22 protein-coding genes are annotated in these 23,488 nt (G+C 41.1%); all 22 read right to left on the reverse strand.

What is annotated here, in order from left to right; genetic code table 11:
• Position 1: 1 nt before the first annotated feature.
• The 22 genes from N8N51_RS08475 to N8N51_RS08580 all read right to left on the reverse strand — a co-directional run bounded on the left by N8N51_RS08475 (position 2) and on the right by N8N51_RS08580 (position 23,479).
• Positions 2-565, reverse strand: a complete 564-nt coding sequence (locus N8N51_RS08475; protein WP_261078102.1) for a redoxin family protein — start codon at positions 563-565, stop codon at positions 2-4.
• A gap of 13 nt (positions 566-578) precedes the next feature.
• Positions 579-1,289: a thiol-disulfide oxidoreductase-associated membrane protein CcdA2 gene (gene ccdA2, locus N8N51_RS08480; protein WP_261057170.1), complete on the reverse strand. Its 711-nt coding sequence runs from the start codon at positions 1,287-1,289 to the stop codon at positions 579-581.
• A gap of 166 nt (positions 1,290-1,455) precedes the next feature.
• Positions 1,456-2,004: a GNAT family N-acetyltransferase gene (locus N8N51_RS08485; RefSeq protein WP_084928089.1), complete on the reverse strand. Its 549-nt coding sequence runs from the start codon at positions 2,002-2,004 to the stop codon at positions 1,456-1,458.
• A gap of 152 nt (positions 2,005-2,156) precedes the next feature.
• Positions 2,157-2,981 carry an ammonia-dependent NAD(+) synthetase gene (gene nadE, locus N8N51_RS08490; protein WP_125455085.1) on the reverse strand — a complete coding sequence of 275 codons (825 nt, stop codon included), beginning with the start codon at positions 2,979-2,981 and terminating at the stop codon, positions 2,157-2,159.
• Positions 2,978-4,438 (reverse strand): nicotinate phosphoribosyltransferase, encoded by a 1,461-nt coding sequence (locus N8N51_RS08495; RefSeq protein ID WP_261034534.1) that lies wholly within the window; start codon positions 4,436-4,438, stop codon positions 2,978-2,980. The genes nadE and N8N51_RS08495 overlap by 4 nt, the downstream gene beginning before the upstream one ends.
• Positions 4,439-4,553: 115 nt before the next feature.
• Complete coding sequence (locus N8N51_RS08500) at positions 4,554-5,042, reverse strand: DUF6773 family protein (protein ID WP_261104018.1); 489 nt, start codon at positions 5,040-5,042, stop codon at positions 4,554-4,556.
• The gene (locus N8N51_RS08505) at positions 5,032-5,505 is read right to left on the reverse strand and encodes a DUF6773 family protein (protein WP_049488487.1); all 474 of its coding nucleotides are present in this window, start codon (positions 5,503-5,505) and stop codon (positions 5,032-5,034) included. Before N8N51_RS08505 ends, N8N51_RS08500 begins: the two co-directional genes overlap by 11 nt.
• On the reverse strand, positions 5,495-5,704 hold the full coding sequence (locus tag N8N51_RS08510; protein ID WP_001107502.1) for a helix-turn-helix transcriptional regulator: 210 nt from the start codon (positions 5,702-5,704) through the stop codon (positions 5,495-5,497). The genes N8N51_RS08505 and N8N51_RS08510 overlap by 11 nt, the downstream gene beginning before the upstream one ends.
• A 198-nt stretch (positions 5,705-5,902) precedes the next feature.
• Positions 5,903-6,313: a GNAT family N-acetyltransferase gene (locus N8N51_RS08515; RefSeq protein ID WP_261104019.1), complete on the reverse strand. Its 411-nt coding sequence runs from the start codon at positions 6,311-6,313 to the stop codon at positions 5,903-5,905.
• A gap of 100 nt (positions 6,314-6,413) precedes the next feature.
• Positions 6,414-7,778, reverse strand: coding sequence for an amino acid permease (locus tag N8N51_RS08520; RefSeq protein WP_261104020.1), 1,365 nt, complete (start codon positions 7,776-7,778; stop codon positions 6,414-6,416).
• 75 nt (positions 7,779-7,853) lie between these two features.
• Positions 7,854-8,336 carry a transcription elongation factor GreA gene (greA, locus tag N8N51_RS08525; protein ID WP_000818748.1) on the reverse strand — a complete coding sequence of 161 codons (483 nt, stop codon included), beginning with the start codon at positions 8,334-8,336 and terminating at the stop codon, positions 7,854-7,856.
• A 60-nt stretch (positions 8,337-8,396) separates the two neighbouring features.
• A complete protein-coding gene (gene mltG / locus N8N51_RS08530) occupies positions 8,397-10,091 on the reverse strand; it encodes an endolytic transglycosylase MltG (protein WP_261011533.1) in 1,695 nt (564 codons plus the stop codon).
• A gap of 79 nt (positions 10,092-10,170) precedes the next feature.
• On the reverse strand, positions 10,171-10,665 hold the full coding sequence (locus tag N8N51_RS08535; protein WP_261104021.1) for a GNAT family N-acetyltransferase: 495 nt from the start codon (positions 10,663-10,665) through the stop codon (positions 10,171-10,173).
• On the reverse strand, positions 10,655-11,128 hold the full coding sequence (locus N8N51_RS08540) for a GNAT family N-acetyltransferase (RefSeq protein ID WP_261104022.1): 474 nt from the start codon (positions 11,126-11,128) through the stop codon (positions 10,655-10,657). Before N8N51_RS08540 ends, N8N51_RS08535 begins: the two co-directional genes overlap by 11 nt.
• 9 nt (positions 11,129-11,137) lie before the next feature.
• Entirely contained in the window at positions 11,138-12,472 is a 1,335-nt protein-coding gene (gene murC, locus N8N51_RS08545) for a UDP-N-acetylmuramate--L-alanine ligase (protein WP_060627818.1), read from the reverse strand.
• Between the two features lie 10 nt (positions 12,473-12,482).
• Entirely contained in the window at positions 12,483-13,100 is a 618-nt protein-coding gene (locus tag N8N51_RS08550) for a divisome accessory protein ZapJ (RefSeq protein ID WP_045612040.1), read from the reverse strand.
• A 47-nt stretch (positions 13,101-13,147) separates the two neighbouring features.
• Complete coding sequence (locus N8N51_RS08555) at positions 13,148-16,246, reverse strand: pilus expression-regulating Snf2 family helicase (RefSeq protein WP_261104023.1); 3,099 nt, start codon at positions 16,244-16,246, stop codon at positions 13,148-13,150.
• A 92-nt stretch (positions 16,247-16,338) separates the two neighbouring features.
• Positions 16,339-17,505 carry a MalY/PatB family protein gene (locus N8N51_RS08560; RefSeq protein ID WP_261104024.1) on the reverse strand — a complete coding sequence of 389 codons (1,167 nt, stop codon included), beginning with the start codon at positions 17,503-17,505 and terminating at the stop codon, positions 16,339-16,341.
• Between the two features lie 7 nt (positions 17,506-17,512).
• A complete protein-coding gene (locus N8N51_RS08565; protein WP_261104025.1) occupies positions 17,513-18,607 on the reverse strand; it encodes a cystathionine gamma-synthase in 1,095 nt (364 codons plus the stop codon).
• A gap of 315 nt (positions 18,608-18,922) precedes the next feature.
• Complete coding sequence (locus N8N51_RS08570) at positions 18,923-19,378, reverse strand: hypothetical protein (protein ID WP_261104026.1); 456 nt, start codon at positions 19,376-19,378, stop codon at positions 18,923-18,925.
• 314 nt (positions 19,379-19,692) lie between these two features.
• Positions 19,693-21,651: a peptide ABC transporter substrate-binding protein gene (locus N8N51_RS08575; protein ID WP_261104027.1), complete on the reverse strand. Its 1,959-nt coding sequence runs from the start codon at positions 21,649-21,651 to the stop codon at positions 19,693-19,695.
• Between the two features lie 202 nt (positions 21,652-21,853).
• Positions 21,854-23,479, reverse strand: coding sequence for a putative polysaccharide biosynthesis protein (locus N8N51_RS08580; protein ID WP_261104028.1), 1,626 nt, complete (start codon positions 23,477-23,479; stop codon positions 21,854-21,856).
• Between the last annotated feature and the right edge of the window lie 9 nt (positions 23,480-23,488).

The following is a 23,488-nucleotide window of genomic DNA, read 5'->3' on the forward strand; positions in this document are numbered from 1 at the left end:
GCTACCCCATTTCTTTCAATGTTTTTAAAATCATATCCTTATCCATAAAACCTGGTTGCGTTTTGACCAGCTTGCCTTCCTTGTCTATAAAGGCTTGAGTTGGGTAAGAACGAACACCATAACTTTCCAAAAGTTTACCTGACGGGTCAATTAGAACTGGGAAATGTTTATAATCCAAGCCCTTGTACCAGTTCTTAAAGTCTGCTTCAGCTTGTTCTCCCTTGTGTTCAGGAGACACTACCGTCAAGACCACATAATCATCACCAGCATCTTTAGCAATTTCATCCGTATCAGGAAGGCTGGCTAGACAGATGGAACACCAAGAAGCCCAGAATTTAAGATAGACTTTCTTGCCCTTATAATTAGACAAGCGGTAGGTTTTACCATCTACTCCCGTCAGTTCAAAATCAGCAACTGCCTGACCCTTGGTGGCAGTTCGCCCACTGACTTGTTCTGTTTTTGTTTGCTCCTTCATAGTAGATTCGTCTGACATATTTTTAGCCGAACAGGCTGCCAAGCAACAGATTGAGCCTACTCCAAGGAGACATGTTTGCCATTTTTTCATTTCTTTTTCCTCTCTATTCAAATAATCTTGTCAAAATAGAAGCATTTCCCAAAAGCACCAAAATTCCCATCACGATAATGAGGAAACCACCCACTTTTTTGAGGGTTCCTAGATAAGGATGGAGTTTTCGGAAATGTTTCAAAACATAGCTGGAGGCAAGAGCTAGAGCCAAAAATGGTAGAGCCAAACCCAGCGTATAGATTAACATGAGACCAGCTCCCTGCCAGGCACCTGAACCACCTGAAGCCGCTAAAGTCAAAACAGAGCCAAGAACCGGCCCCACACATGGCGTCCAGGCAAAACTAAAGGTCAAGCCCAGTAAAAATGCCTGACTATAGCCGTTACCCTTTTGCCCTTGTCTCTTTAATTGTAGCCTTCTTTCCTTGTAGAGTCCCTTCAAATGTAAGACTTCCATCTGGTGCAAGCCCAAGAGAATGATAACCGCACCCGTCACATACTGAAACCAAGAAGCATACAGCAAATTGCCTAAAAAAACAGCTCCATAACCCAGCAAGATAAAAATAAAGGAAATCCCTGCTATAAAGGCCAAAGTTCTCAATAGACTAACAAGTGAGATTGAATATTTTCCACTAGAAGCCTGAGCACCATCTTCGTCATCCAACAAGACCCCTGCATAAACCGGTAACAAGGGTAAGATACAAGGAGAAAAGAAGGAAAGAATTCCAGCAAGAAACACACTGATAAAAAAGATTATATTATCCATTGCCTTCCTCCATTCTTTGATTTGATAAAACTATTATAGCCCCAAAATTCCAGAAAAAACAGGGACAATGATAGGGAAAAATAGGAATTTAATCAGGTTATGTAAAAAATGTTGCAAAAAAAGCCAGACAAAGCCTGACTTTGATGGAAACTGAAAGGAAAATTCACTAGTCTTCCCTACTTATCTGATAATAAATAAGGTCCGCAAGATAGCCTTTTCTCTCTACACCATTGCTAATAGTCTTTAGATAGGACATTCCAGCCTTCTCCATGACACGACCTGAAGCTGGATTGAGACTGGCATATCGAGCTCTAACTTTTTGAAAACCTGCTTGAGTAAAACAGAAGTCCAAGACAGCTTTCAAGGCTTCTGTCATAAACCCATGTCCCCAGTAAACCTTGCCTAGCACATAGCCAATTTCACAAGAAGAATCATTCTCATCTATTGCAACGATGCTGATATCTCCTATTACCTGCTCCGGGTTTTCTTTGAGACAAATGGCCCATTTGTAATAGTTGGGATTGGCATAGGAGGCAACCCAATTGCGAATCGAATTTCGAGTCACCTTGACATCAGGATGAGGATCCCAAGTGACGTAGGTTAGATTTTCAGCGGACGAAGCCCAATTCTGAAACATGGCTTCTGCATCACTTTCCAAAAATCTTCGCAAGATTAAACGATCTGTCTGTAATATTTGCGTACCGATTGCTTTCATGACGCTACCTCGCTTTCTGATAGATGATTCTATGTCCAATCTCCATTGAAACTTGTTTTACTTTCTCGTTTCTAGACTCGGGGTTCAAGTTACCCCGACCTTTCTCGTTTTCTTATTTCTAAACTCGGGATAAAAAGATCCACTGGAGGTTTTCACTCCCAAAAATCATCAAATACGGTGATGGGTAGGTGGCGTTTATGTTGGCCTTTGTGCCACCAGTTTTCAATAGTCGCTTGGGCTTCTGGGCTGATTGTTTTGCCTTCTAGGTAGTCGTCAATCTCTTCATAAGTGACTCCGAGGGCCACTTCGTCAGCTAGACCTGGTTTATCTTCTTCAAGGTCTGCTGTTGGGATTTTTTCATAAAGTGCTGAGTCTGCACCAAGTTCCTTCAATAGTTGTTTTCCTTGGCGTTTATTGAGTCGGTAAAGAGGGAGAATATCCGCACCACCGTCACCAAACTTGGTAAAGAAACCTGTGATATTTTCCGCAGCATGGTCTGTTCCAATGACCGCTCCACTATGGGAACCAGCAAGGGCATATTGGGCAATCATACGGCAACGAGCCTTGATATTGCCCTTGTTGAAGTCTGAAACAGGACTACCTGTCGCTTCGACTGCTGCCGTCATGGCGTCGGCTGATTCCTTGATATTCACAACCAAGCTGACATCTGGCTGGATAAAGGCTAGGGCTTTTTGAGCATCTGCTTCATCAGCTTGCACTCCGTATGGCAGGCGGACAGCGATAAATTTGTAGCTGTCATCTCCCGTTTCTGCTCGCAGTTCTTCCATAGTTAATTGAGCCAATCGTCCTGCTAAGGTTGAATCTTGTCCTCCAGAAATCCCTAGTACAAAAGTTTTTAGGAAGGGATGTTTTTTCAAGTATCTTTTTAAAAAATCAATGGAACGACGGATTTCTTCCTGGGCATCAATCACTGGTTTGACACCCAGCTCTTGGATAATCGTTTCTTGCAAACTCATTCTTCTTCTCCTTCACCAAGGGCTTCCTTGCGCATTTTGTCTATCAAGTCCATCTTGTCTTGCCATACATCACGAGCCAAATCCACTGGATAGTGCTGCGGATTGAGCACACGCTTGTACTCATCCCAAAGCTTGTCAAATTCCTTACGAGCATAATCCTGAATCTCAGTCAGGCTAGGCAGGTTGTAAATCAATTTTCCGTCTTTGAAGATATCCACCAAGAGAGGCACAGCATCAAAATTACGAACCGTCTTCTTGATGTAGGTATAGGTCGGATGGAACATCTTGATTTCTGTCATGCTGGCAACATCTACGCCATCATAAGTGATATAATCGCCTTCTGACTTGCCTTTTTCACGACTGGTAATGCGCCACACCTGCTTCTTACCTGGCGTAGACACTTTTTCAGCATTATTTGACAGCTTAATCGTATTGCGCATGTTCCCATTTTCATCTTCAATTGCAACAATCTTATAAACTGCCCCAAGAGCTGGCTGATCATAGGCTGTAATCAGCTTGGTTCCCACACCCCAGACATCAATCTTGGCTTTTTGCATCTTGAGGTTGAGGATGGTATTTTCATCTAGGTCATTTGAAGCATAAATCTTAGCCTCTGTAAATCCAGCCTCGTCCAGTTGCTGACGGACTTTCTTGGAAATGTAGGCAATATCCCCTGAGTCAATCCGCACACCCATAAAGTTAATCTGGTCACCCAGCTCACGCGCCACCTGAATGGCAGCTGGTACACCGATGCGAAGGGTGTCATAGGTATCTACAAGAAAGACACAATTTTTGTGGGTCGCAGCATAAGCCTTAAAGGCCTCATAGTCGTTACCATAAACCTGTACCAAGGCATGGGCATGGGTCCCCAAAACAGGAATGTCAAAGAGTTTACCAGCGCGCACGTTGCTGGTGCCATTGGCACCACCAATCACCGCTGCGCGTGTTCCCCAGATAGCTGCATCCATTTCTTGAGCCCGACGTGTCCCAAACTCCATCAAGGGTTCATCTTCAATAACCGAGCGAATACGAGCTGCCTTAGTCGCCACTAATGTCTGGTAGTTGACGATGTTCAAAAGAGCCGTTTCGACCAATTGACATTGGGCTAGAGGGCCTTCCACCTGCACAATCGGTTCATTAGCAAAAACCAAATCCCCTTCTTGGGCAGAACGAACGGTCAACTCCAACTTGAAATTGCGGAGATAGTCCAAGAATGCCCCATGATAGCCTAGTGATTCCAAATAGGCAATATCACTATCTGAAAAACGCAGGTCTTCAAGATAACTCACAATTCTTTCCAAACCTGCAAAAATTGCATAGCCGTTCTTAAAAGGCTGTTGGCGGAAATAAACCTCAAAAACCGCCTTTTTATTGTGAATTTCTTGGTCAAAGTAAACCTGCATCATGTTAATCTGGTACAAGTCCGTGTGCAATGTCAAACTATCATCTGGATACATACTTTTCCTACTTCCTTAACTAGAAACCCATAAAAATTTTCAAAAACTTTCATGTATTCCAATAAATTAGTACTATTATATCACATTTTATTTGGATTGAGAAAAAAGTAACAAGCTATTCTCCACTCTCCAGTTCATCCATGTCTTGTTCAAACTTTTTCTGAGCCCATTCTCCATAACTCTTCAAACCGAGATTGCCAATAAAGACCCAAGGAAGGTAAATGACATAAGTAATAGCCCAAGCGGACAGGTATTTAGGATTCAAAGGATTGTGCTGATAAATGTCTATATTGAATTGATAATTCTGCAACATCAAGAGAGTTGTAATCGCCAAGGTTAGGAAAAAACAACCCAAAATCGTAAAATGAAAACGACTATAGTAGGTCACACCAAAATCTCGAGCACGGCCGAAAAAGTAAGAAGTTCCAATAATGATAGTGATGAGAATCATTCTCGGATTAAAAAGACTTGGTGCTAATACTGCAATCATATAAGATAAAATCAAGAAAGCTATAGAGATATAGAAACTTTCAGCCCCCGCTTTATTGATCAGTTGTTCTTCTCTTTCGTCTAGTAATTGATAATAAAAAAATCTATTTTTCATCTTCTTCCTCCCAAACTTGCTGATTTCTGCGATTCAAGTATAGGATAACTCTATCCATAGAATAACTCCCAACGAGATAGATGATAACTGCTAGAACCACTTTTAGGGAGTACTTCCAAGTCAATAGACTGACCAGTTCCTCGCGATTGCCTATGATATCAATCAATAAAATCACTATAGAAAATCCCAAAGCAGATAAAATTCTTTCTTTTCCAGTATTCTCAATAATATCTCGAATATCAATTCCTACATATATGCGGCGAATAATGGCATACAAACCTACTCCAATCAATAAAAGTAATTCTGGTGAATAGGATAGAAGCGTTAAATTAAAAATATAAACTTTGGCAAAAATTTCCAGTGCCAAAAATAGGCACATTCCCAAAAGAATTTCTCCTGAAATCTTTCCATCCAATTTTTCTGTACGTTCATCTTTGATCACAAGTTTTTTTCTATTTTTCATCTTCTTCCTCCCAAAATAGTTGGTCTAATGTTTTTCCTAAGCATCTGCAAATGGACTGGCAGAGGGAGAGACTAGGATTGTATTTCCCAGCTTCAATCAAGCCTATAGTCTGCCTAGTAACGCCCACAGCTTCTGCCAAATCCCCTTGTGTTAAATCACGCTCCACCCGAGCTAATTTTAATTTTAAATTTTTAGCCACTAGCGTCCTCCTTCACATTCTTAAAAAGTTGCGCTTCTTTTAAAAACATTATACCATATATCTAACTTAATGCAATATATAAATTTCATTTTGTAATATTTTATTAACAAAAAAACTCTCTATCATCTTACATGATAAAGAGTATTCGTTCTTATTTGATACTTAGCTAAGCTCCTCTTCAAAGGATAGAAGTCTAGGTCACAAATCCTTTTGGTAATAGTATCTTTGTCCTGTGTAGGGATAGTCTTGCAAGGTAAAAACTTCCTTGTAGCCATGACTTAGATAAAAATCTGGGGCTTGAAACTGGTAGGTATTGACAAAAGCAAAACGACAATTTCGATTCTTAGCTTCATTTTCTGCTTGTTGCAGTAGTTTCGAACCAATTCCTTGTCCTCGTAGCTCCTCTTTCACAAACAAATATTCGATTTCTAGCCAATTTCCAAAAGTCTCTGCTATCAAACCTGCCAGGAGATTGCCCTTTTCATCTTCGACATAAAGATTAAGTGGCTCACTTTCAGATTCTTCTCTTTTTGAACGGTTATAAACACGAATCAGATTCCCTATTTCTTGTGATTTATGGGATTCTTTATTTTCCAATCTAAAGTACATCTAAACCTCCTCGAAAACTGATACAGCTTGATTATAGTCTTATTTCAATAGACTGTCAAACTAGCAAAAACTCACCAACCTGAGTTGATGAGTTTCAAATCTATTTTCTAAATTTCCACTGGCTGTAAATCCCAAAACCGATAATCCAGATAGCTGAACCGATTGCTCCGACAAATGTAGACTCTTGTAGAAAGAGAGTTACAAAGACAAAGACAAAGAAGAGCATGGTTAAGGGATTTAGGAAACGATAATGGGGCATGAGATAGCCGTCCGCCATAAAGTCCTGTGACTTGCGGTATTTAAGGTGAGCCACCATAATCAAGATATAAATGGCGATATAGACACCTGATGATGATGCCGTAATCAAGGCAAAGGCATCCGACACACCTGGCAAGATGTTGATAAAGGCTGCTAGGGCAATCAAGATTGCTGAGGCAATGATGGCATTTTGTGGCACGTTGTGGCGAGAGAGAGTATCTGCCTTAATTGCTTTTAGGAAGCGATTTGGCGAATCATGGGCAATCTGATACAAATGACGACCTGTTGAGTAGAGAGTTGAGTTAAGGGCAGATGCTGCTGACGTCAAGACGACAAAGTTAATCAAGGCTGCTGCCCACTTGACTCCTGCCAATTCAAACACTGTAACAAAGGGAGAATCAGCCGATGCAAGTTCACGCCACGGAATGATAGCCATGATGGCTAAGAGAGCACCTCCATAGAAAAAGGCGATACGCAAAGGAATTTCCTTAACGGCTTTTGGCAAGACCTGACGTGGATTTTTTGTTTCTGAAGTCGTTACCCCGATAAACTCAATCATGAGATAGGCAAAGAAAACCATCTGGAAGGCCATGACAAAGTTAACTCCACCATTAGGAAATAGTGAGAAATTGTCGGCGATATTAGCCAAACTTGCTACTCCATGTGGTGTCTTAAAGCCTGTCAAGACCATAAAGACTCCTGTGGCAATCATAGCTAAAATAGCCACAATCTTGACCATAGCAAACCAAAACTCAACTTCCCCAAAAAGTTTCACCGCAATCAAATTGACCAAGGCTAGAATAGTCAAAAATCCAATCTCAATCATCCAACTTGGCCAGCTAGGAAACCAGAACTGAACATAGTGAGAGATGGCTGTGATTTCCGCCATACCGATAAAGACAACGGATAGCCAGTAAGACCAAACCGAGAAATAACCCCAGCCCTTGCCCAAATGGCGCGTGATAAAGTTAATAAAGGTATGTTGCTCAGGATCCTGATAAAGCATTTCCCCAACCGCACGCATCATGAGGAACATGAAAGCCCCAGTAATCATATAAATCAGTACAATGGAAGGACCTGTTAAGCTGATAGAGCGACCTGCTCCCAAAAAGAGTCCTGTTCCGATTGTTCCAGCAATGGCCATAACCTGCACGTGACGATTGGTCAGACCACGCTCCATCTTATTTTTTTTCTTCTTTGAACTCATAACGTCTCCAATTCAATTTAAAATGGAAAAAGGAGTGAGTGAAGCGCACTGCCTCCCCACTCCTTTTTTCTATTTTTAGGCTGTTTTTTCAACCTTCAAGATTTTTACATCATAGCTACCAACAGGTGTTTCAATGGTTGCTGTATCACCTGTTTTCTTACCAATCAAGGCTTGTCCAATTGGGCTTTCATTTGAAACTTTACCCGCAAAGGCATCTGCACCGGCTGAACCTACGATAATATAAACTTCTTCTTCGTCCTCACCAATTTCTTGGATAGTGACTGTTTTTCCAATCGCCACTTCATCATCGGCAACTGAGTCGCTATTGACGATTTCAGCATAACGGATTTTTGTTTCCAAGCTAGAGATTTGTCCTTCAACAAAGGCTTGTTCATCCTTAGCCGCTTCGTATTCACTGTTTTCTGAAAGGTCACCATATGAACGAGCAATCTTTATGCGTTCTACCACTTCTGGTCGGCGGACCAATTTCAATTCTTCTAATTCTTTTTCAAGTTTTTCCTTTTCCGCAAGGGTCATAGGATATGTTTTTTCTGCCATTTTTCTCAACTTTCTTTCGATAGTATTGAATCTCTATCTGAGATTCTCATTTTTGTAGTCTTAGTTTGAACTACTATTTTGAGTAAGTTTGCTATTGACGTGCTCAGCTACATTACGATCATGTTCTTCCTGTGTCACTGCGTAATAGACTTTACCATCTGTAACATTGGCTACAAAGTAGAGGTTCTCACTCTTTGTTTGGTTAATACTTGCTTCAATCGCGTCCTGACTTGGACTATCTACTGGACCAGGCATCAAACCAGGTTTGGTATAAACATTGTATGGTGAATTAATCGATGTGTCAATTCCAGCATCGTCTGCTAGGCTAATATTTTGACCAAGTTTCCCTTGGGCATACAAGATTGCAATATTGCTTTGAAGTGGCATACCAAGGTTCAAACGATTGTAGAAGACACCTGCAATCAACTTACGGTCTTCGGTCTTAGCTCCTTCTTTTTCAACAAGTGAAGCAATTGTTAGCAATTCATTAACTGTCAAGTTTTTAGACTTAATTGCACTATAGTGCGGAGTCAAGGTCTTATCCATAGCTGCCAACATCTCATCAATCAAACTTTCAATAGTTGTGCTTTCCTTGATAGAGTAGGTCGCTGGGAAAAGATAACCTTCCAAACGGTAACGAGCCCCACTTTCTTTCGTTGGCAAGCTTTCGAGTAGGTTTGGATATTTAGCAACTTCTTGACTGATAAAGTTGTCATCTTGCACTTTAGCCAAGAAAGCTTCCGCTGTCAAAGGTTCTTTAAATTCACCTTGTAATTGGCCTACAGCTTGGGCAATTTGATCAATGGTATATCCTTCTGGAATAGTCAAATCTGCGAGTGAAGGTTCTTGAGGTTCAGGAGTACCACCTTTCTGGAGTTCCTTAATGATATCCTCTGTACTCATGCTCTTTTGCAAATTGTAATAACCAGCCTTCAAATCTGAATAATTTTTATATTTGGCATAGAAAGCAAAAATCACTCCGTGTTTAATCACACCAGAATTTTCAAGTGCTGAGCCAATCTCTTGGACATTGGCTCCTTCCGGGATTTGAACGGTTACATACTTCTTAGAATTAGCGTCAACTGGTAATAAAGATGACTGGACGTACTGATAACCAAAGTAACCACCTGCCGAAATCAAGGCAAGGAAAATCAGTAGAGAAATGAAGAAAGCCTTCAAATGTGATTTTTTCTTCTTGACAGGTTTAACAGTCTCACGACGACTACGACTCGGAGTTTCAGAAATGACTTCAACAGCTTCCGTTTCCATAACTGGTTCTGGTTTTGTTACTTCTTTCTGAGGCTCTTTTTTAGCTTCAGTCTTATAAGAAACAGCTACTCTTGTTGGAGTTACGTTGAAATCTTCTTCGACCTTTTGTGGACGATTAGTCTCTGGCCTTGGAACCGGTCTTGATGGACTTGCTTCAACTGGTGAAGCTGGAACATCTTGACTAGGGTGACGAGGAGTAATCGGAGCTTCTACTCTTGATTCATCTGCCGGTGATGCAGGCATATCCTCACTAGGATGTTTTGGAACACGTGGCGCATTCTCCATAATTTTTTCAACAGCTGATAGGGATGCAACCATAACATCTTCATCTGCGAGTTTTGTTTCAGGGACAAATAGAGCTTCTTTTTTCTCTGCAAGTTCAGTGGCCTCTTGGCGAGTCCCTTCATTACGTTTTACTTTTTCTAAATCGCGTAAAATCTGCTCTTTAAAGCTTAATTTTTCGTCTTCTCTTGGCTTTTCACTCAAAAGTTTATCCTCCTCGTTGACAATCCATAATATTATATCTTAAAAACGAAAGAAAAGCAACCTAGCATGCTCTTCTAGCTTATTTTTTAGCTTCCCAGACCATATCATACCAGGTTTCTCCTGCAAAGGTTGACTGGGACTGGCCTTCATTGACAAATCCATGTTTTTCGTAGTAAGTAATGAGATAGTCATGACAGGTTAGGTTAATGCCTTCTCTTTCGTGTTCAAGAGCTAGTTCTTTCAAAGCTGTTAGCAATTTCTGACCTAGTCCTATTCCCTGTGCCTCCTTGGAAATAGAAAGACAGGTCACAGAGATATAACCACCAGGCTCATGACTATAATCTTGTATATCTTCTGTAAAAGACTGATCTTGCAGATGGCGGTGGGGGACAACTGGTCCCTCTATATAACCAATAATCTTACCCTCTTTTTCTGCAACTAGAAAAGAGGTCTGAATTTCTCGCAAATGCGCCTCAAAAACAGAGCGAGGAATGGCTTCTTCAATCGAGAAATTTTCTAGTTCAATCTCAACGATACGATCCAAATCTTCTAATCTTGCTTTCCTAATTTCCATTTTGCCTCCTAAAAAAGAGATTAAACCAAATCATACTAAAACCTTGACTAGCTGCATAAAGCGAATCTGTCTCTTCTTCATCAATAAAACCGTTCATTTCAAAATAGGAAAGCAACTTATCCGGACTCTTCAAACGAATAGCTTTGTAATCCAGCTCAACTGCCACATCTTTCAAAGCCGCAAGAAGAAGCGTTCCCAAGCCCTGTCTCTGATGGTCAGCCTCGATGACTAAAGAATGTATTTCTAGACATTTCGGATTATGTGGGTAAGGATCACCTAGAACATAGCCCAGAAGCTGATTTTCATCCCTAGCTAGAAGAAAGGTATCCGCATACTTACGGATACTTTCTTCTAAAATATGGGAAGGTTGCTGCTTTTCAACTGGAAAAGATGTGGCCTGAAGTGTCTCTATCTCAGCCAAATCAGACTTACTTGCCTGAATGATCTTAATTGGAATTTCCATGGGAAAATCCTACTGAACATTGCTTGTCAAGTTAGACAAGAGTCGCTCAAATGAGTATTCATAGGTTTGGATATCTCCTGCTCCCATAAAGACGTAAACAGCATTGTCATGGTCTAGGAGTGGGGAAACATTTTCAACAGTGATCACTTGGTGTTTCTTATTGATTTTATTGGCTAGGTCTTCTACCTTGACATCACCATGGTCCACTTCACGAGCAGATCCATAAATTTGCGCTAGGTAAACAGCATCCGCTTGATTCAAAGCGTGGGCAAATTCGTCCAACAAGGCAATGGTTCTTGTAAAGGTATGCGGTTGGAAGACTGCTACAATTTCCTTGCTTGGGTATTTCTGACGAGCCGCATCCAAGGTCGCAATAATTTCTGTTGGATGGTGGGCAAAGTCATCGATAATCACCGTGTCATTGACAATTTTCTCAGTAAAACGACGCTTAACACCGGCAAATGTTTTCAAGTGCTCACGCACCAAGTTCAAATCAAATCCTGCTGTGTAAAGAAGACCAATAACGGCTGTCGCATTCATGATATTGTGACGACCAAAGGTTGGGATGTGGAATTGACCCAATTCTTGTCCACGGAAGTGAACCGTGAAGGTTGAACCAGTTGTTGAACGAAGAAGCTCACTAGCGACAAAGTCATTACCTTCTGCTTCAAAACCATAATAATAAATTGGTGCATCAGACGTAATTTTACGCAATTCTGCATCTTCACCATAGACAAAGAGACCCTTGGTAATTTGTTTTGCATAGTCGTTAAAGGCATTGAAAACATCCTCGAGACTTGTGAAATAGTCTGGATGGTCAAAGTCAATATTGGTGATAATAGAGTATTCTGGGTGGTAGGGCATGAAGTGACGCTCATATTCGTCAGATTCAAAGACAAAATATTTGGCATTAGCTGATCCTCGACCTGTCCCATCCCCAATCAAAAAGCTAGTATCTGTAATGTGAGACAAGACATGAGACAACATACCTGTCGTTGAAGTTTTGCCGTGCGCTCCAGCAACTCCCATGCTGACAAAGTCGCGCATAAAGCTACCTAGGAACTCATGGTAACGTTTGTAGCTGATTCCATTTTGGTCCGCATAGGCAATTTCGACGTTGTTATCTGGACGAAAGGCATTTCCAGCGATAATTTCCATATCACCGTCTAGATTCTTTTCATCAAAAGGAAGAATAGTAATCCCTGCCTGCTCAAGACCACGTTGAGTAAAGTAGTACTTTTCAACATCTGATCCCTGTACCTTATGCCCCATTTGATGCAACATCAAGGCCAAGGCACTCATCCCTGATCCCTTAATTCCGATAAAATGATATGTCTTTGACATGTTTTCTCCCCTATTCAGTAATTCTTGTCAGATTCAACTCTTGGGCAACCTGACGTTCTTGTTCTTTTTGTTGATTCTTTTTATTGTAGATTTGGCTCTTCTTCAGAAAATCATAATTATTTTTCTTTGGACCTGAAGTTTCTTTTGGCTCAGATTGAGTCGAAATATTGCTCACTTCTTCCGCCAAGATGTAATGAGACTGGGTCAATTTTTGACTATATTTGACAAATTCACCAGGATTTTCCTTTTGGAAAGGCGCGGTAGGTTGATTGCCCTGCCTAACTAGACTTGGATGAGAATGGCGTCTTGTAGGAGTAATATCCTTAGTCAGATAACTTGCTGAGCGTTTCTTTTTCAAATCCGCACGCGCTTCTTCACGCGCCACCTCCGCATAGCTCTTTCCTTCTTTTTTAACTCCTAAACCAGATTTCTTAGGTTTCTCTACTGGTTTTTCAATCGGTTTTGCTGGTTTTTCTTCAGTAATAGGGGCCCACTCCAGATAATTCTTATCACGGTATTCTCCCTTGATATTACTGATAAAGTCAGACTCATCATAGAGGTCCATAACCGGCATCTCAGTCAGCATGACCTCGTCATCTGACACCAATGGAAATCGTTCTTCTCTCATTTTCTATTTCCTTTCAACACTTCATTATAGCGTATTGTCTTGATTTTTCAAGTGCTGGCTTCAGAAATTCCCAAAATTTCTCTAATTTCTGCTAGGGTCAGACTGCCACGTGACTCTGTGCCGTCCAATACTTGTGACACCAGATGTTTCTTCTGTTCTTGGAGTTCTTGAATTTTTTCTTCAATGGTTCCCCTGGTCACCAAGCGATAGACCTCAACCGTTTCTTCCTGCCCCATCCGATGGGCACGGCCAATGGCTTGCGCTTCCACCGCAGGATTCCACCAAAGGTCAACCAAAATCACTGTATCAGCACCTGTCAAGTTCAGACCGACACCACCAGCCTTAAGGGAAATCAGAAAGGCATCTCTTTCTCCTTGGTTAAAGGCCTTGGTCATGTCTTGTCTTTCCTTGGATGGGGTTGAACCCGTAATTTTAAAGGAAGTCAAGCCCAAGTCTGGCAGTTCTTGTTCAATTTTTTCCAACATTCCCTTGAACTGTGAGAAAATCAAGACACGGTGTCCGCCGTCTGCCACCTGTACCAGCAGGTCTCGGAGACTATCCAGTTTACCACTGGCACCCTGATAATCCTCCATAAAGAGGGCAGGAGTATCACAAATTTGACGCAAGCGCATCAGACCAGACAAGATTTCCACCCGACTTCGCTGGAATTCCTGATCTGACACTTGAGCTAGACGGTCCCGCATCTGTTGCAACTGGGCTAGGTAGATAGCCTTTTGCTGGTCTTCCAGTTCATTTTTATAAACCACTTCAATCAAGTCTGGCAATTCAGTCAGAACTTCTTCTTTCTTGCGCCGCATCACGAAAGGTTTGATAAACTGAGCAACGCGCTCAGCTGGTAATTTCATAAATTCTTTCTTGCTTGGCAAAAGTCCTGGCATGACGATTTGGAAAATAGACCACAGCTCACCCAGATGGTTTTCAATCGGAGTCCCTGACAAGGCAAAGACCGACGGCACCACAAATTGTCTCAAGGTCTGGGCGATCTTAGTCTGGGCATTTTTCATGACCTGAGCCTCATCTAAGAAAAGGAAGTCAAAGGCCATCCGCTGATAAAGATCACTGTCCTGACGAAAGGTAGCATAACTAGTCACATAGATTTGATGGCTCTCAGCAAGAATCTCTTCACGACTAGCTTTCAAACCATGAACAACAGCCACATCCAACTGTGGGGCAAATTTCTGAAATTCATCCGCCCAGTTGTAAATCAAACCTGACGGAGCTAAAATCAAAACCCGACTTTCTTTTGTCACTTGACTGGTCAAAAATGCAATGGTCTGAAGTGTTTTACCAAGTCCCATATCATCAGCCAAAATCCCACCAAAACTATAATAATGGAGCATCTGCAGCCAACCGATTCCCTTTTCCTGATAATCTCGCAAGTCAGCCTTGACCTGAGTTGCTTGTCGAGGGAAGTCCTCTGGATGCGTCAAATCATGAGCCAAATTCTGGAATTCTTGTGAAAAAGAAATACGGTCTCGCCCTTCAAAGAGATGAGCCAAACTATAAGCCAAAGATTTTCGAGCCTGCAAGGCCCCATCTTTTAATTCAAACTGTCCCAGTTCCTGTAGATTTTGGCGAATTTTCTTGGTTTCTTCATCAAAAAAGTAGACTTGATTAGACGAATCAATATAAAAATCTTGATTGGCAACCAAGGCCTGCATGGCTTGGTCGATTTCCTCTTGGGCAATATCTTGAAAATCAAATTGGATTTCCAAGAGACCTCCCTTGGAAGCAATCTGAACTTGAGGGCTTGCTAGACTATAAAGCTCTTCTAACTTGTCTGATAAATCAACATTTCCGAGTTTTTCAAAGACTGGAATGATTTCATAGAAGAAATGATAGACAGACTCTGCTTTTAAGGCCTGACGCCAAGATTGAAAGTCTGCTTCAAATCCAGCTGCCAAACAGACTTGGAAAATTCTTTCTTCTAAATCAGCATCACTCGAAAATGGCAATTCTTCTAGCTCTTGTCGGCTAGATACCTGTCTATTTCCATAATCAAACTGAATTTCCAAACGAATCCGATTATCCTCTTCCCTGTCAAAGTAAAAAGATGGTGCAAAAGTTTTGATTTGTAGACGTTCTGGAGCTGAAACGGTGCCCATCTGGCCAAAGAGCGTTAGACAAGAAGCCAACTTATCTCGGTCACTGCTATCAAATTGCAGGTATTTCTTTCCATGTTGATCCAAAGGCAGCGCTTTGATTTCCTTGAGAAGACGCATCTGCTGGTCTGTTAGAAAATAAACCTGTCCTTTATGGAAAAGCACAGCTCCCTGATAAAAGGCATTGACCCTCGGACTCTCATGGATTTCCATTTCAAAATAGTCCGAGTATTCTGTTACTGTAAAGGTAAAAAGATTAGCATCCGCATTCATATCCTGAAAGAGCAGGGTTTGGTAGCTATCCACTTGATGGTCAAACTGAAAATAGGGCAAGGTCATCAGTAAATTCATACCCTGCTCAAAAAAGGTCAGAGGAAAAAAGAGGTGCCGGCCTTGATTTTGGAAAAAAAGCTCTGGACTAAGTGCTTCTTCCGTTAGTCCGCGTAAGAAAGCCAGAAGCTCTTGACTTTCCTCATTAAAGGCTTCCCAAGATAGAGACCCCTCATAGGTCTTACCAATCATATAAGGTTTTCTCTTCTCGACAACTTTTAAAAAGAGTGGAATATCCCGAATGACATAGTATTTTTGACTATTAATTTGCCCGATTCTCAGGGTCCACAAGATACGGTTGCTTCCTGCTTCAACCTGACCCACAGCCGACAATTCATAGGCTCGTTCTGGTTTTGGAGATAAGATTCGGTCTAAAAATTTGCCGCCCAAGGTCACCTTGGTTTCAACGGCCTCTTTTTCTTCATGACCTTCTTCCAGACTTTGCAAGATTGCCTGACCACGCTCATCATTTTTCAAAAAATGCTCCAGAGCCGCCAAGTGCACACAGTAGCCCCTCTTTTGGAAAAAATCGCAGGCACAAAAAACCAAATCATCCTCTAAACTATAGCGCAGTTCCTCTTCTGCAACGCGAGCATAGAGCCGATTGTTCTTTTCCTTGATGATGTCAACCTTACCAGTTTCATAAAGGGCAACGCCTTCGATACGGACTTTCCCCGGAATCAATTTAGCCATATTTTTACCTTTACCTTATCTTTTTATTATACCATATTTTCCCCTATGAAAATAGCCTTCTAGGGATACTTTTCTCCTAGAAGGCTGGATTTTTAAAGTTTGGCAAAAGTCGTCACAATCCGCTGACAAACTTCTTGCAGCAGAGACTTAGGCATGGCTACATTGAGACGAGCATGGAGACTTCCTTCCTCCCCAAAATCCAAACCACGGTTGAGGATAACCTTGGCTTCATTTCTCAAAAGCTCTTGTAATGTTTCATCAGTCAGGTCATAGGCTGAAAAATCAAGCCAAATCAAGTAGGTTCCTTGCGGCTTCATGACCTTGATTTTAGTCTCTTTTCCAAATAAATCCACCACATAATTAATATGGTCTTCAAAGACTTGCTTGAGTTCCTCTAACCAATCCTTCCCATATCGATAGGCAGCTTCTGTCGCCAAATAACCCAAACCTGAAATTTCATGCTGGTTATTGGCCAACTGGCGTTTCTGGTAAGCCACTCGCAACTTAGGATTTTCAATAACTGCATAGGAATTTTTTGTCCCAGCGATGTTAAAGGTTTTAGTGGCACTACTCAAGACGATAGCAAATTCTTTAAAGTCAGGGTTGACAGTATTGAAAGACTGGTGTTTGTGACCAAAGAGGGCCAAATCTTGGTGAATCTCATCTGAAACCAAGAAAACACCGTGTTTTTGGCAGAGTTGGCCAATCTTCTCCAACACTTCCTTTTCCCAAACACGTCCACCAGGATTGTGAGGGTTACAAAGAATATAGAGTTTGACCTCCTCTTCCACCAAATCCTTTTCAAGTCGGTCAAAGTCAATCTCAAACAGACCATCCTTTTCCACCAAAGAATTGGTAATCAATCTACGATTGTTCAACTTGACACTGCGGGCAAAGGGGGGGTAGACAGGCGTGTTAATCAAAACTGCCTCGCCTTCTTTTGTAAAGGCTTGAATAGCTGTTGAGATGGCTGGTACCACACCCTCGATAAAGACAAGAGCCTCTTTGTCAAAGTGGTAACCGTGTTGTGTGGCTTCCCACTTTTGAACTTCCTTAATTAACTCTTCACTGGCATAGGTATAGCCATAAACCAGTTGATCAGCGTAAGTTTGCACGGCTTGGCGGATTTCAGGCAAGACTACAAAGTCCATATCCGCTATCCAAGCTGGTAGGACTTCACTATCCGTTTCTGCTTCTTTCCATTTATAGGTATGGTGCCCTAAACGATTGGGCAGGCTTGTAAAATCATATTTTCCCATCTTTGTCTTATCCTTCCAAGGCTTGGCGCAAATCTGCAATCAAATCTCTAGCATCCTCAATCCCAATAGACAAACGCAAAAGATCATCTGTCAAACCATAAGAATGGCGCACTTCTGCTGGAATATCAGCGTGAGTTTGTGTCGTTGGATAAGTAATGAGACTTTCTACCCCACCTAAACTTTCCGCAAAAGAGAAGACCTTGAGACTGTTCAAAACATGAGGAATGCGTGTTTCATCCGCTACTTTAAAGGAAATCATGCCTCCACGACCAGTGTAGAGAACTTCCTTAACTGCTGGAGAATCCTTCAAAAAGGCAACCACTTCTTGGGCGTTAGCTGTTGAGCGCTCCATACGAAGAGACAAGGTCTTGAGACCACGAATCAATTGATAACTGTCAAATGGTGACAAGACTGCCCCTGTCGTATTGAGATTGTAGAAAAGCTTCTCGTATAGTTCTAAACTATTGGTCACAACCACTCCAGCCAAGACATCATTGTGGCCTGCTAGATACTTGGTTGCTGAATGGAGAACGATATCTGCTCCATCTTCAATCGGACGTTGGTAGATAGGGCTGTAGAAGGTATTGTCCACCACCACTTTGGCACCCTTAGCATGAGCTAATTTTGCTAGTTTTTCTATATCAAATTCCAACATCAAGGGATTGGTTGGTGTTTCGATATAGAGAACATCCACGTCCTTTTCTAACTCGGCAATCAACTCTTCTTCTGTATTGGCATAGGTAAAATGGAAACGGCCTTCCTGCTCCACTTGATTGAACCAGCGGAAAGAACCACCGTAAAGGTCACGGACAGCCAAGACCTTACTTCCTACTGGGAAGATACTAAAGGCCAGTACAATAGCTGACATCCCTGAGCTAGTCGCTAGGGCATAGTCTGCGGACTCAATAGCCGCCAAGACTTCTTCTGCCTTACTGCGAGTTGGGTTTTTTGTACGCGTATAGTCAAATCCAGTAGATTGACCAAACTCTGGATGCTGATAGGTCGTTGAAAAATGAAGCGGTGTCACCAAAGCACCTGTCGCTTTATCTGACTTAATACCCGCCTGGGCCAAAATTGTGTTGATGTGTAATTCCTTGCTCATACAATACCTCCAAATCTATAGTAACTATTGTACCACTTATTTTCATCAACTCATTTTCTTCTTTTCAAGAGCTGGTTATAGTTTTAAACTATAGACTTATACTCTTCGAAAATCTCTTCAAACCACGTCAGCGTCGCCTTACCGTATATATGTGACTGACTTCGTCAGTCTTATCTACAACCTCAAAACAGTGTTTTGAGCAACCTGCGGCTAGCTTCCTAGTTTGCTCTTTGATTTTCATTGAGTATTAGCTAGTAAAGCTAAAAAGAATCCAGAAAAACTTCCAGATTCTTTTATGAAAATGATTGCTAGGGTTTACTGTGAACGAAAGAAATCGTGTTGGGCTAAATAGTCATAATGGTCTTTGTTAAATTGATATTGGCCCACATGCTGACTAATCTGACCGACATCCACAGAAAAAATATAGGATTCATTTTGATAGTTCCAGTTCAGCCTAACTGTATTCAAGACTGTCTGATAAGTAAAATCTTTAACGTCATCCCAAGGCATCTCCATGACCTGATTAGAACGATTTTCAATTACATCACTGATGTCCATCAAGTAAATTCCCTTAGGTGTGAATGCCAGAATCTTAGGCTTCACACTCGACTGAACATAGTAACTTCCTCCTACAATAAAGAAATCAATAAAAGATTTCAGCCATGTCTTTTTCTTGAAGGCCATCAGAAAATTCTTTTGCCCTTCAATGCGACAAGTTGAAAGAAATGATGCAATCTGTTTTTCTGTCGCAAACTCCATAATAGCGCCCATGATCTTACCTCCATAACGATTAGTAAACAGGCAGATAAGAACTCTTCACATAAAGAAGAACTTATCATTTGTTGCATTTTATCTTATTTTTTTAGTAGACAGCATCCCTCCTATAACATTACCCTAGCATGTGCATACTTCCATTAACGCTGGAAGAGACTTTCGAAAATAGTTTCTCACGTTTTTGTTATATTCATTATAACATAAATTTAATAAACCAATTAAAAAATGTAAGCACTTTTCTTCCAAATTCGCCATCATTCTATTAAAAAACGACAGTTTCCTTCGAAACCATCGTTTTTCTTGAAAAATCCTTATTTGACATGTTTTGCCAATTCTTCTTGGGCTTTTTTATTGGATTCTTCTTTTTCTTTCAGCCATTTTTCTTTAGCTTTTTCATATTCGTCTTTTGTGACTGTTTTATCTTGTACTTTGAGATATTTATATGATTCGATACCTTTATTACCAGCTTGTGAGAATGGTTCTGAGAAAGGAACTGTTTTTCTCAACACTGGTGTTCCACCCAGGGAAACGTTTGGAATGGCTAGAGAGCTATCTACCAACCAAGCTTGGATTTCAGCATACTTTTCATAGCGTTTTGCAATATCTTGTTCCTTGTTAGCTTCTTCCAGCATTTGAGTATAAACATCCAGCCCAACAGCCTTAGCCTTGTCATTGGCTTCACCTGGCTCTAAACCTAGATTTTGCAGAACACCACCACTATTAGTATTAAAAATATCGAGATAGGTTGAAGGATCTTGGTAATCAGGACCCCAACCACCGTTGTAAAGATCATAATCCTTCTGAGCTGCTGTCTGAGCCAAATAGCTTGTATTGTCATAATCTTCAGTAGTGAGTTGTTGAATATCAATTACAACATTTTCTGCACCTAAGGCTGCTTCAATAGATTGCTTCATAGAATTTGCCTCTTGAACACCCTTTTTAACAGCTTGGTCAACTGTCATGTCCAAGTGGATTGGGAATTGGACTCCTTTGGCTTGGAGTTCTTTCTTAGCCTCTGCAAATTTGGCTTTGGCTTTTTCAGCATTGTAGTATGGATCTTGGGCATCCGCAAAGTTGATTCCTTGCCATTCCTTACCATAGTTGACCATTTTAGAGGCTACTACTTCACCAAAGTCTTTGCCGTTGATGGTTACAAAATTAGGAGGAACGACTAGGTTACGCAAAATCTTAGTTGCTCCGTCTTCCCCTTGAGATTGAGCCCCGTAAGCTGTACGGTCATAGGCAAAGTTAATGGCTTGACGGAAGTTTTTGTTAAGAACTGCTTCCTGAGTCGATTTCTTTTCAGCATCACTTTTCTTGGAAGTAAATTTATAAGATTTTCTATCCAGGTTAAAGTTTAAGAAGTAAGAAGTAGGCTCTTGCAATTTATAGATGATATTATCTTTGTTCTTCTCTTTAATTCCTTCAAAACTTGAACTGTTCGGATAGAGACGAGCGTAGCTATAAGCCCCCTCGACAAAGTTACGAGCCAGTGCATCTTGGTCACTACCATCATAATAGGCCAATTTCACATCATCTACAAAGACATTTTTAGCATCCCAGTAGTTTGGATTTTTCTTGAATTCGATGACAGATTTTGAAACAAAGGATTTCATCAAGAAAGGTCCATTATACAAAATGCTAGATGGGTCTACCTTCCCAAAATCATCCCCTTTTGATTTCAAGAAATCTGCATTGACTGGGAAGAGAATGGTTGAAGTTGTTTTTGAGTTCCAATAAGATTCTGGTCGTGTCAAGGTATATTGAACAGTTTGGTCATCAAGAGCCTTAACTCCGACAGTTGAAAAGTCGCTTGTTTTACCAGTGATATAGTCATCTAAACCAGCAACGGATTCTTGCACTAAGTACAAGGCTTCTGATTTTTTATCAGCCGCATATTTCAAACCAGTGACAAAATCTTGGGCAGTTACAGGAGCATATTCATCTCCATCTGCAGTATACCATTTAGCATCTTTCCGCAGTTTATAGGTATAGGTCAAACCGTCTTGAGAAACACTCCAATCCTCTGCCAAAGATGGAATATAGTTTCCATACTGGTCATTTTCCATGAGACCATCTACCAGATTGGTCACAATATCATTGGTTGTTGCACGGTTTTCTGCTAGATAGTTCAAACTAGATGGATCACTTGAATAAACATAATTATATGTTTTTGACCCTGTGCTAGAATTTCCACAGGCACTTAACAAAATACCTGCACTTAACACGATACCTGCAAGTGCTACATACTTGGCTTTAGACTTTTTCATCTCCAGAACCTCCTGATTTAAATATTTGTCTTATTATACATTACAGGTTTTATTTAGTCAATAGTTTTTTAAGTAAAATTTAAGAAAAATTAAATTACTATCTACAAATTATAAAAAATATAATACAAATTAATAAAAAAGAGAATAATTCAAGCATTTCATGATAGAAATGTTCAAATTATCCCTTTTATTTATAAAAAAATTATTGAGAAATTCTTAATTTTGCTCGTAAGCGATTAGCTTGGGCTTGTCCAATCACCTTATCCAACAAACGGGTACGGAGACTCATAACTCCATAAACACCTCCACCCATGGCACCGACAAGGGCTACATATAGGAAACTCCACAAACGTCCACTTGGTTGGAAGACAAATCCCAGTACCCACTGGATAGCACCTACACTGATAAACATAACAAAAGTCAACAAACTGATTAAAATGGTTCGCTTCAAAATCACCTTGCGCTTGACACCTGTTACCTTACAAATATCCCGATACATCAAAACATTAGGAATAATGAGACCGATGGTTGTAGAAATCAAAGGTCCGTAACTGTGGAAGATAGCGATGGTTGGAAGTTGCAAGACCAGCTTGGCAATGGAACCATAGATAAAATAGAGAACTGCCTTGCGGTTGCGGAACATTGCCTGAAGCATTGGAGACAAGACCATGTACAAGCCTAAAATAGTAGACTGCAAAACTGCAAAGACAAACAAGCCCATAGCCAAACTATCTGGCTTGCCATAGAAGACAGTATAGAGAGGTTCTCCTACCATGACTACTCCAACCGTTGCTGGAAGCAGGAATAAGAAAAGCATGGTAATGCTGTCCTGAACGAGACGAGAAGCCGCCTTCAAGTCTCCCTTGACATAGTTTTCAGTCAAAAGTGGCAACCCTACACTCCCAATCGAAACCCCAACAGAAATCAAAATCATAGTGATCTTATTAGGATTGGCTGAGAAATAAGAAAACATGACAACCAAGTCTTCATTACTATAGTTGGTAAACCAACTCATACTATTGATAAAGGTCATCTGGTCCAAAATCTGGAAAAGCTGGATAGCAGACCCTGTCAGGATAAAAGGAATGGCTTCCTTAATGGTGTCGACCAAAAGACGCTTGCTGTTTATCTTATCTCCTGTTTCAAGAACTCTTTTAAGTAATCCTTCTTTGGCAAGGAAATAGATCAAAACTGCAAAACTAGCTACCATGCCGACAAAGGCAGCAAAGGTGGATTGGGTAACCGCTGCTAGATAATCTCCTGAGCCCATTTTCATAATCATAAAGGTAGCTAAGAGCATCCAGATAACACGAATGACCTGCTCAGCGATTTGGCTCATAGCATAAGGTTTCAGGTTATTCATCCCTTGGAAGAAACCTCGAATGACACTCATAGATGGGAAAATCAAGACCGCCCAAGCCAAGCTCTGCATAATTGGGATCAGGTCTTTCCCTACACCCGACAAATCTGCTAGCCAAGGAGCAAAGACATACAAGACTAAAGCAAAAACCAGACCTAGTCCTGTCATAAAGCCTAAAAAGCTCCGAATCAGGGCAAAGCTATGCTCTTCTTCTCGCATGGTATTATACTTGGCCACTTGCTTGGCCACCGCAACTGGAATACCCGCTGTTGAAACCAGCAAGAACCATGCATAGATATTGTAGCCCATGGTAAAGAGACCATTTGCTGTTGCCGCATAAGACCCCATCCAGATATACCAAGGGATGATATAAATGGCACCGAGTAGACGACTGATAAAGTTACTAGCCGTTAGCCAAGCAGTCCCCCGTAACATCTGGGCCTGCTGGTGATTGTTTTCGTTAGACATAGATTCCTC

The organism is Streptococcus mitis (assembly GCF_946188685.1).
Lineage (GTDB): Bacteria > Bacillota > Bacilli > Lactobacillales > Streptococcaceae > Streptococcus > Streptococcus mitis_CC.

Coding starts and splice junctions, on each gene's coding strand:
- N8N51_RS08520 (WP_261104020.1), bottom strand. CDS start 7,778: ATGAGTTCAAAGAAGAAAAAAAATAAGATGGAGCGTGGTCTGACCAAT.
- N8N51_RS08475 (WP_261078102.1), bottom strand. CDS start 565: ATGAAAAAATGGCAAACATGTCTCCTTGGAGTAGGCTCAATCTGTTGC.
- greA (WP_000818748.1), bottom strand. CDS start 8,336: ATGGCAGAAAAAACATATCCTATGACCCTTGCGGAAAAGGAAAAACTT.
- N8N51_RS08535 (WP_261104021.1), bottom strand. CDS start 10,665: ATGGAAATTAGGAAAGCAAGATTAGAAGATTTGGATCGTATCGTTGAG.
- N8N51_RS08485 (WP_084928089.1), bottom strand. CDS start 2,004: ATGAAAGCAATCGGTACGCAAATATTACAGACAGATCGTTTAATCTTG.
- N8N51_RS08500 (WP_261104018.1), bottom strand. CDS start 5,042: ATGAAAAATAGATTTTTTTATTATCAATTACTAGACGAAAGAGAAGAA.
- N8N51_RS08495 (WP_261034534.1), bottom strand. CDS start 4,438: ATGTATCCAGATGATAGTTTGACATTGCACACGGACTTGTACCAGATT.
- N8N51_RS08570 (WP_261104026.1), bottom strand. CDS start 19,378: ATGGGCGCTATTATGGAGTTTGCGACAGAAAAACAGATTGCATCATTT.
- N8N51_RS08550 (WP_045612040.1), bottom strand. CDS start 13,100: ATGAGAGAAGAACGATTTCCATTGGTGTCAGATGACGAGGTCATGCTG.
- N8N51_RS08505 (WP_049488487.1), bottom strand. CDS start 5,505: ATGAAAAATAGAAAAAAACTTGTGATCAAAGATGAACGTACAGAAAAA.
- N8N51_RS08555 (WP_261104023.1), bottom strand. CDS start 16,246: ATGGCTAAATTGATTCCGGGGAAAGTCCGTATCGAAGGCGTTGCCCTT.
- N8N51_RS08580 (WP_261104028.1), bottom strand. CDS start 23,479: ATGTCTAACGAAAACAATCACCAGCAGGCCCAGATGTTACGGGGGACT.
- murC (WP_060627818.1), bottom strand. CDS start 12,472: ATGTCAAAGACATATCATTTTATCGGAATTAAGGGATCAGGGATGAGT.
- nadE (WP_125455085.1), bottom strand. CDS start 2,981: ATGAGTTTGCAAGAAACGATTATCCAAGAGCTGGGTGTCAAACCAGTG.
- N8N51_RS08575 (WP_261104027.1), bottom strand. CDS start 21,651: ATGAAAAAGTCTAAAGCCAAGTATGTAGCACTTGCAGGTATCGTGTTA.
- N8N51_RS08515 (WP_261104019.1), bottom strand. CDS start 6,313: ATGTACTTTAGATTGGAAAATAAAGAATCCCATAAATCACAAGAAATA.
- N8N51_RS08565 (WP_261104025.1), bottom strand. CDS start 18,607: ATGAGCAAGGAATTACACATCAACACAATTTTGGCCCAGGCGGGTATT.
- N8N51_RS08540 (WP_261104022.1), bottom strand. CDS start 11,128: ATGGAAATTCCAATTAAGATCATTCAGGCAAGTAAGTCTGATTTGGCT.
- ccdA2 (WP_261057170.1), bottom strand. CDS start 1,289: ATGGATAATATAATCTTTTTTATCAGTGTGTTTCTTGCTGGAATTCTT.
- N8N51_RS08560 (WP_261104024.1), bottom strand. CDS start 17,505: ATGGGAAAATATGATTTTACAAGCCTGCCCAATCGTTTAGGGCACCAT.